Below are 8132 nucleotides of genomic sequence, written 5' to 3'. Positions count from 1 at the left end.
ACAGTAAGATAAAAAGGTCGTTCAGACCTTTTAAATCAAGGGTAGGCGTTCAGCCGTCACCCTTGATTGTTAGCTTAACTGTTACTGGTTACTAAGGTGAACCCTATACAATGTTCAGTGTATAACAGTCACTATAAGCTATTGTCACTTATTGTATAGGGGTAAATTCTACTTTTTACTAGCTAATATGATCTTATTTGGCTGATATTTTTCTTCATAGCTTTACTCCAATCTGCTGATTGGAAGCTTTTTACTAAAATCTGCTGTTTTTAGCTCTTTTTCTTTTATCTTTTAATTAATAAAAAAATAAAAAAAGGCTTTTAATGCTTTTAATAGCTTTTAAATGCTTTTAGACTCTCTGCATCCCTTGGTAATATTGACTTGTAAGCTTCATAAGGTGACGTTTAGTTACCCATAAGGTGACGTTTAGTTACCCATAAGGTGACGTTTAGTTACCCATAAGGTGACGTTTAGTTACCATTATGTGACAAATTATTTATTGTCACTATTGTGACAAGTTGTATAATGTCGCTAATAGATTATAGGTTGAATTAATTTAGGGAACAAGGATGAAGCCAAAAACGAATTTGGTAGTTAAAACCAATCAATTAAATCAGGCATTACAGACCTTATCATTAGCCGAAGTGCGCATCATTCAATTAGCTATCGTTGATGCTAGAGAAACAGCTACAGGATTAAGCACTGACAAGCCGTTACGAATTGATGCTACCCGTTATGCAGAGATATTTGAAACTACGCGGCAAAATGGCTATAAGCGCATGAAAGAAGCTGAGGAAACCTTATTCAATAGGCGTTTTACCTACCTTGATGATAATGGCAAGCCTATCAAAAGCCGTTGGTTGCAGCAGGTGCAATATCATGATGGTGAGGGTGCTATAGACTTAGTATTTACTCTTGCTGTTGTAGAAGGTATTAGTCGTATTAATGGCTTAGAGCAGTTTTTTACCTCATATTTACTAGAGCAAACCACACAGTTTGATAGTGTTTATTCAGTACGCCTTTATGAGCTATTGACACAATGGCGCACAGCCAAAAAAACACCATGCTTTGAGATAGGAGTTTTTAGAGAACAAATGGGGCTAGGAGTCAATGAATACAAAAGAATGAATGATTTTAAGAAGCGTGTCTTAGACCTCGCTACAGATGAAATTAACAAAAAATCAGATCTTAAAGTTAAATATGAGAACGTGAAAAAAGGGCGCAAAATTGTAGGTTTCACTTTTACTGTTCATGAGAAGCCAAAGGCCAAAGTTAAGGCTGATGCAGACAGTAAGCTACGTGACGTTGATACCGCTGATATGTTTACGGTTGATGGGTTAAACGATAAGCAATTAGGGCGTATTGCTCGAAACCCTGCTTTTATGGCTGAATATAACCACTTAGTAAGCCCTACTAGTCCAGCTGGACAGTCACAGCAAGGGTGGGAGTTTGAAATGATTAACCGTCTTAAAAAAGATCCTAAGCAGTTTGATAAGCGTCCAATACGTGATTACTTAGATTATTAACCTAAATCTCTAAAGTTTTTCAAGTAATATTTATATATAAGGGCATTATGAATAATTTGTATTTGTATAAAGAAGCACCTGCATGTAGTACTGTCGGTAGAGCTGGCAGACTGATCGATAATTCTACAACTGATGATCTGAGTTTTTATGAAGATAATGGCACACATTTATACCACGGCAACGTTTTAGACTTTTATAATAAATGGGAAACCCCTAACGCCATAATTTCTGATGGTGCTTATGGCATCTTAGGCTTCCAAGGAGATACTGTAGATCATAATGGATTAGCTGAATGGTATAAGCCACATATAGAAGCTTGGAGTAAAGCTGCAAAGCCGTATACAAGCCTGTGGTTCTGGAATACTGAAATAGGGTGGGCGACTATTCATCCTATATTGGAAGCTTATGGTTGGAAGTACATTAACTTGAACATATGGGATAAGGGTAAAGCTCATATTGCAGGTAACGTAAATACTAAAACTATTAGAAGATTTCCAGTTGTTACTGAGGTCTGTGCTTACTATGTTTATGAAGCTAAAATTGATGAGAAAGAGTTAAAAAAATGGCTATATGACGAGTGGAAAAAAACTGGATTACCTTTAAATCGAGCAAATATAGCCTGTGAAGTGAAAAACGTAGCTACGAGAAAATATCTTGACCAAGGTCACTTGTGGTATTTTCCGCCCGTAGAAATGTTTGAGAAATTAGTTAAATACGCCAACGAAAATGGGAAGCCAGAGAACAAGCCTTACTTCTCAATCGATGGGAAAAAATCTTTGTCTCCTGATCAATGGGGACAAATGAGAAGTACATTCAACTGTCCAATGGGATACACCAATGTATGGAGTAGAAAGCCTTTAGCAGGTAAAGAAAGAGTAAAGGTTTCTAAATCCGAGGGTAAAGCTGCACACTTGAACCAAAAGCCCTTAGACTTGATGAACCTGATTATTGAAGCTTGTAGTAAGCCTAAGGATGTTATTTGGGAACCATTTGGTGGGTTGTTTTCAGCTTCTCTTTCGGCTAGAACCTTAGATAGGAAGTCTTATGCAGCTGAAATCATTCCTGCACATTACAATCTTGGCAAGAAGCGCTTCGATTAGACGTTTAGATTAAACGCTTCAGACAAGCTATTAATAATTAATTGATCATTCTTACTCGTGATTATCTTTTGCCACTCGCTAATAGTTCTACCATGAACACAAGTATTCATGACTTCTGTTTTAAACTTAACAATTTCAGGATGTTGGATTCTATCAATTTTCGCAAAGTTAGTATCTAGTCTATATCTATATTTCTTAACTAGAGATTGGAGTAGGTCTTGATACTCTCGCGAAGAGTTATACGGAACGCCCTCTAAACCCCAAGCCTCAACATCTATTAAAGCCCTCTCAAGCTCCTGTTGGTTTCCTTGAAACCTATAACCATTCATATTTGTCTGCTGTAAATTGCTAGTCCTACTGGTAGTATCTTCAGGTTCTAAAACTATATAGTGAGGAGGTTTGTTGTAATGATTGTCTCTATAATATGCTATAGAAGCAGCAGAAATGCTGGTTGTGCTAATTATTGCAGGTCTTCCAAAAATGATAAATTCTGGTAGCCACGCTATCAAAGCTACGTAGGTTTGATCCTGTGGGAAGTATTTCTGACTATCTTTAAATCGAGCAGTGATTTCAGTCGATAATGGAAACCAGGCTTTTATTTCAAATCCAGGATTTGGCGATACATTGCCTAGAAATATAGTATCAGGGAATCCTGGATCTTGCCTATACCACGATCCTAAATGCTTATGATTAGACTGGTTGTTTAAAAAGTCACATATTGCGAACTCAATTAGGTTGCCTACAAGTGGTGAAAGCTTAGATATAGTGGTACTTAGGTTTATAACTGCCTGTGCAGATGCTGGCTGCTTCACATCTAATACATCAAATATATGGTTATCTAGGCTAGATAAGTGTTCTTCACCTTCTTCAAGAATACGTTTATAAATTTCCAATTGTTTTCAACTCTCTTATTACATCTTCTGCTTTAAGTCCTAAAGCATCACAGATGTATATGAATTCAAATACAGTCAGTGTTTTCTCTCCATTCTCATACTTAGAAACATACGATTGAGGCTTATCTAATTGATACGCAACATCCACCTGAGTCAAGTTCAATGAGACTCTGGCATCATGTAAGATTTTTCTTAGTAGATCGTTTTTAGAAGAGTAAATACCTTTGTCCATCAAAAAAGTATATATCCTGATTCGGTATATCCCATATCGGGATATTCTGCTGTTATAATTTTGGTTTTTATAGACAATGTCAGGGTAATAGAGAGTGATTTTAAAAGATCACGACTAACTATTGACTCAAAAATTAAAGGGGGTTGGTCATGGCTTTTTCCTGCAAAAAAAATAATCAAACTATCTACAGCTTTCAATATGATTTAAAAGACTGGATAGCATTAAAAGAGGATAAAAATGCTGCTTTTACAATGTCCTGTTGCGGTAAGCAAGCGATATTAAAAACAAGCAAGCTAGGCACACAGTTTTTTGCTCATAAGGTAAAGCCTGATAACTCTAGTTGTTCTACTGGCGGTGAGTCAGACGAACACATGGACATCAAACGCCTTGTTATGCAGGAGTTAGCTAGAAATGGTTGGAGTGTAGAGGTTGAAAAAAGAGGGGCTACCCCTAGTGGTGAGGAATGGATAGCAGATATTTACGCAGAAAAGGGCAAAGCTAAGATTGCCATTGAAGTTCAATGGAGTCCTCAAACATTTATCGAAACAAGACGCAGACAAGAAAAGTACGCACAATCAGGCGTAAGGTGTGCATGGCTACTTAGAAGTGGTTCAGTTAAAGACACCAATGCGATCACAGGCGACTATGCCTATAGTACAAAAGACTTACCCGTATTCTCTATTTACAGAAATAAGAGGCAAATCGATAAAACCTATATGATCTATAACGTGAACGAGCTAGATAATAACAGCGATAGGTACAATTACCGTTCATTCAAACCTATTGCCCTATCACTAGATTATTTTATAAAAAGTTTAGTATCACAAGGTATAAAATTCGTGCCTTGTGAGCGATTTACTTCTATAAAATTTAGAATTAAGCATAAACCTGTAGTTGAGGTGTCTTTAGGGTTAAGCAAGCAATTTTGCACTAAATGTGGTCATACGAACAAGATAGTTGCAAGAGTAAGTTTTAAAGAAAGATATAAAACACGTTTTAAGAAGATAAAAGACTGTAGCAGCAAAGAAATTGAATTTATTAACACGTATTTTGCTAGAAAATACGCATTTTCCCCTATAAAACAAGTGCGTAGTGTAATTCTTAATAAGGGTTTTATCGTGAACTCCTGTATTAAATGTGGCTTTGTCATAGACCGTGATGGTAGTCATTCTAGCTATTCATATGAAATTAATACAAAGTCAATATTCATAAGGCATCAGGGTCTTGATATAGAACAAGTCTATGCTACAGATACTGCAATTAATGTGGAGTGTGTCTATCAAGTGAATAATAATCTTAAAATCAAATACAATGAAGGTTTTGAGTTTGGTAAGTGGGTTATAAGAGATATGTAGTAAAGAACTTTAGTTATTGTAGTATGTTGTATAATGTATTATACTATATACAAAATACTACAATACACTATCAAGGAATATAAAATCATGGCACTCACTACACAAGATATTCATGCAGCAGCTGACCAATTACAGGAACAAGGGATCAAGCCGACATTAGCAGAGGTGCGTAAGGCGCTAGGCGGTGGCTCGTTCACTACTATCAGTGATGCGATGCAGAGTTGGAAGCGAGAACAGCAGGAAGAGCAAGAGCTACAGCAAGTAGATTTACCTAGTGGTATCACTGAACGCTTGCACACACTTGGGGCTGATATGTGGCAGACAGCTATTGATATGGCAAATGATAGGCTGTCTAAGGAGCGTGAAGCCCTAGAGGTGGTTAAGGTCAAGGCACAAGCAGAGACAGACGAAGCGCAAGAAGCGGTTAAGACCTTAGAAAGTGAACAAGCGGATTTACTACAGCAACTGGACGAGGTGGCCACCACTGCGGAGACGGCAACTAAAGCGGCTCAGCAAGCCACAGCTGACCATGATGATACCAAACAGACGCTATCAGATACTAAGCATCAATTAGAGCTTGAGCGTACCAAGGCAGAGACAGCGCAATCACAGCTTGCAGAGGTACGTACTGCACTGGATAAGCGGTCTGTAGAGCTTACTAGCAGTTTAAGTAAAATAGCCACGCTTGACGCTACAGCTGATAGCGATAAGGCAGAGATTGCACGTTTGAAGGCAGAGCTTAAAGAAGCTAAGGCAGAGCTAAAAACGGTCACAGCTGAACGTAATGAGATACAAACGGCTACCGCAGAGATTAAAGGGGAGTTAAAGGCAGTTACCGCTGAACGTAACAAGCTATCAGCCATTATGGATAAGCTAACAAAAGCGCAAGCCACGCTTAGCGCTGAACACAAGGTACTAGACAAGCAATACCAAGAGCTATCAGCTAATTATGATGCAGAACAAGAGAAAGCAGAAGGGTTACAGACTGAACTTGCTACGATACAAGACAAACAAAAGAAATAATACATTTCACCCCTACAGCAGTAGGGGTGATGATATTAGCAGCTATAGGATCAATTAGTCATCATTAGGCAACGGTGGTGGCTGCACTGGTAATGGTGGTGGTAATACATGAGTTGTAACATTCATCAGTTCTGATAGCGGCGGTGGCAATACTTGCATTACCGTACCTGGTGGCAACGGTGACAATGGTGCTGAATGAGAAGCCATAGTATGTATATTCAGTGACCAATCATCATCTAAAAAGTCTGCTTCATCATTGTATGTTGCCGGTATATCATAAACTTCTAAATCTAGGCCTAACATATCCGCATTACTAAACATAACTAATCTCCATTCTATAATTTCTAGTCAGCTGCATCATAGCCATTCTTTGATCAAGCTATGATTAGGTCTGCAAGCTTGCTTGCTGTCTAATTATGGCTTGATCCAACAACCAAAAGGCGTTAGTTAAGTTAGGTATCTATATCAATTTTATTAACGTCCTCTTCACCAGTGAGATACCTCTTAAAGTCGTTATTAAATATAAGATTTCTGTTTTCATATTTATGTAGTAGCTTTTTTAAAATCTCCTCTGTGGTTCTCAGCGCCACAGCTTTAGCCAATTCTTTATCCTCTTGCTCTCGCTTACGCTTTTTTTGTTCTTCTTCCTCTCTTGAACGCATTTCCTGCGCTTCTAAGCGCTCTTTTTCTTTTTCAGCACTTAGAGCATCATTTTTCTCTTTTTGCTCACTCTCGACTAAATAAGAGTGTAATCTATGCGTTTTTAACTCCCTGATTTGAGCTAAGTTGGTAATTTCTATTTTATCGTCTGATAGAAGCATAAAGTACAACGAATTATTATTAGACTGATCGTTATAAGGTATGCCATTGTAAAGCGTACCTTTTTCTTTACTCTTAGACCATTCTTTAGGCTTATCGATCAGGATCTTGATGAAATAATCATGTAACCTTTTTTCAGTGAAGCTAAAAATGACTAAATCATACTGCTCTTTGGCTATATTCTTCATGTGTTCAACAAGCAAAAACTCAGTGCGTCGTCGTGACTTATCAGCACGTTCATACTCTAAGCCTACTTTTAGGGTAGCTTCTGAGTCCAATTTTTGAAAATTCATTAACACATCAAGCATTAAGGCCTTACACCTAACCTCTTTATCTATATTTATAAGTCGTCTACCGTCTGAAAGGTGATTAAGAGACGCTATAACAGACTTATGTAGCCCAACTTCATGCGCCACCATATTAGTTATCATAAATTTGCGCTTACTGGGTACTTTTGTCTTATCAGTAGGAGTAGCTGCGCTCTCAAGTAGTAGCCCAACGCCTTTTTTATCCAACATGAATAAATCTTTACCATAAAAAGTATTTTCAAACTTTTGAATATAGCCATGTCTTATTAAATCAGTGATAAAGCGATAGCCACCTCTATCAGGCCGATCAATAAGTTTCAATATAATCTCTCGATCAGAATATCCGAATATATGTAGCCATTTGAGAACAAGCATCCTACGCTCTATGTTTACTCCGATGAAGTCTTTAGCTTCAGACAACGCATCCATGTGTGCATGAATCCCTTTTAAACTACTCTGATCGCCAAATAGCATTAAAAATCCTTAATTCTGATGTTTGGGAACGCTGCCCCCATGGGCAGCGCAAGCCCGAAGGGTGTATTTTCGTCCAGAAAATGCACACTCGCAACCCCAGTGGAGAGTGCGTGGGGGAGCCATGACCGTAGCACAAGCGTTCAGCGATAGTGCAATCGACCCCTAAGGACGATTGTAGGTCATGGGGGCTAGCCCCCCGTCGGCCAGTAGCCGACAAACGTAACTTGGGGTGGCTTTTTACCCCAGAAGTTGCGTTTGTCGGGTGCGCAGCACCTGACGGGCTTTTAGTCTGTGGGGGTCAATCCCCCACAGACTAAACACAGTAACAGTAAGATAAAAAGGTCGTTCAGACCTTTTAAATCAAGGGTAGGCGTTCAGCCGTCACCCTTGATTGTTAGCTTA

General features: G+C 38.4%; 8 protein-coding genes. 4 read left to right on the top strand and 4 right to left on the bottom strand.

What is annotated here, in order from left to right; translation table 11 throughout:
* The first annotated feature begins 569 nt into the window (after positions 1 to 569).
* Complete coding sequence (gene repM / locus Q0890_RS13580) at positions 570 to 1526, top strand: replication initiation protein RepM (protein WP_299222051.1); 957 nt, start codon at positions 570 to 572, stop codon at positions 1524 to 1526.
* Positions 1527 to 1573: 47 nt separating this feature from the next.
* Complete coding sequence (locus tag Q0890_RS13575; RefSeq protein ID WP_299222049.1) at positions 1574 to 2626, top strand: DNA methyltransferase; 1053 nt, start codon at positions 1574 to 1576, stop codon at positions 2624 to 2626.
* On the opposite strand, the gene Q0890_RS13570 is transcribed toward Q0890_RS13575, so the two are convergent.
* Complete coding sequence (locus tag Q0890_RS13570; RefSeq protein WP_299222047.1) at positions 2623 to 3519, bottom strand: hypothetical protein; 897 nt, start codon at positions 3517 to 3519, stop codon at positions 2623 to 2625. The genes Q0890_RS13575 and Q0890_RS13570 overlap by 4 nt on opposite strands.
* Entirely contained in the window at positions 3506 to 3751 is a 246-nt protein-coding gene (locus Q0890_RS13565) for a helix-turn-helix transcriptional regulator (protein ID WP_299222054.1), read from the bottom strand. The genes Q0890_RS13570 and Q0890_RS13565 overlap by 14 nt, the downstream gene beginning before the upstream one ends.
* Before the next feature lie 149 nt (positions 3752 to 3900).
* Here Q0890_RS13565 and Q0890_RS13560 point away from each other — a divergent pair, with 149 nt between their 5' ends.
* A complete protein-coding gene (locus Q0890_RS13560; protein WP_299222044.1) occupies positions 3901 to 5106 on the top strand; it encodes a competence protein CoiA family protein in 1206 nt (401 codons plus the stop codon).
* An 87-nt stretch (positions 5107 to 5193) separates the two neighbouring features.
* Positions 5194 to 6129, top strand: a complete 936-nt coding sequence (locus tag Q0890_RS13555; protein ID WP_299222042.1) for a DNA-binding protein — start codon at positions 5194 to 5196, stop codon at positions 6127 to 6129.
* A gap of 54 nt (positions 6130 to 6183) precedes the next feature.
* Here Q0890_RS13555 and Q0890_RS13550 read toward each other — a convergent pair whose 3' ends face one another.
* Positions 6184 to 6450: a hypothetical protein gene (locus Q0890_RS13550; RefSeq protein WP_299222039.1), complete on the bottom strand. Its 267-nt coding sequence runs from the start codon at positions 6448 to 6450 to the stop codon at positions 6184 to 6186.
* Positions 6451 to 6581: 131 nt separating this feature from the next.
* Entirely contained in the window at positions 6582 to 7730 is a 1149-nt protein-coding gene (locus Q0890_RS13545; protein WP_299222037.1) for a hypothetical protein, read from the bottom strand.
* Positions 7731 to 8132: the final 402 nt, after the last annotated feature.

The sequence above is a fragment of the uncultured Psychrobacter sp. genome (genome assembly GCF_947488565.1).
Classification (GTDB): Bacteria; Pseudomonadota; Gammaproteobacteria; order Pseudomonadales; family Moraxellaceae; genus Psychrobacter; species Psychrobacter saeujeotis.
This window is presented reverse-complemented; position numbering and strand designations above follow the sequence as displayed.